Origin of the sequence: Ideonella azotifigens, from assembly GCF_006519715.1 — a bacterium.
In the GTDB taxonomy this organism is placed as follows: Bacteria; Pseudomonadota; Gammaproteobacteria; order Burkholderiales; family Burkholderiaceae_C; genus Ideonella; species Ideonella azotifigens.
Map to the genome: position 1 here is coordinate 1 of NZ_VIDT01001182.1, position 1042 is coordinate 1042.

The 1042-nt window shown below is 70.2% G+C and carries 1 protein-coding gene; it reads right to left on the minus strand.

What is annotated here, in order from left to right; genetic code table 11:
- Positions 1-1042 (minus strand): sensor domain-containing diguanylate cyclase (locus FKP22_RS31485; protein ID WP_141292079.1); only part of this gene is annotated, 1042 nt, incomplete at both ends.

The window sequence follows — 1042 nt, forward strand, 5'->3', positions numbered from 1 at the left end:
GGCGTCGGCGCGGGCCAGCAGGTGGTCCACGCTTTCGCCGTCTTGCATCAGGGCCGAGCCCATGCTGGTGCTGAGCAGCACTTGCTGGTTCTGCAGCCGCAGCGGGGCGCGAACTGCGGTGAGCACCTTGTCGGCCAGCACCTGCATCTGCTCGGGGTTGGCCACGCCTTCGCAGACGAGCACGAATTCGTCGCCGCCGACGCGGGCCAGCAGGTCGGTGGCGCGGATCACGCTGCCCACGCGCTGGGCGAAGGTCTTCAGCACTTCGTCGCCACCGGCGTGGCCCAGGGTGTCGTTGATGCGCTTGAAATGGTCCAGGTCCAGGTAGACCACGCCCAGGCCGCGGCCGGTGCGGCGTTCGCGGGCCAGCGAGGCGCGCATGTGTTCGTCGAACTGGCGGCGATTGGGCAGGCCGGTGAGCGCGTCGGCACGGGAAAGCTGCTGCAGCCTCAGTTCGACTTCCTTCAGCTGGCTGACATCGAAGCTGACCAGGTAGTGGCCGGGACGGCCGCCGGCGGCGCCGACGCCGTGTTCGCCGTCTGGCAGCCAGTGCACCTCGCTGTGCCAGGTGTCGTCGCCGACCACGCGGGCATGCTGGACGCGCAGCGTCTGCGGCAGCGTGGTGGCGCTGCTGGCCATGGGCAGCAGCGCGGGTGGCACCGGGTCGCCGAGCAGGTCGACCAGGCGCAGCATGCCGCTGCGCTCGGGTGGCAGGCCCGCCAGGCGCAGGGCGGCCTGGTTGGCGAACAGGCAGTGGCCATCGGCATCGAAATGCGCGATCTGCGCCGGCACGCTGTTGGCGATGTTCTGCATGCGCTGCAGGTTCAGCGCTTCACCCTGCAGCGCCAGGTTCAGTGCCGCGGTGCGGTCGCGCACACGCTGGTCCAGCGAGGCATTGAGCTCCTGCAAGGTGTTGTTGTGCTCGCGCTGGCGCTCGACCAGCTCGTTCAGCGCGGTGGACAGCACCTCGGCTTCGGCGAAGCCGGCCAGCCGTGGCAGCGGGCGGTCGCCGAGGTGCTGGTTCTGGCCGATGCTGTCTGCC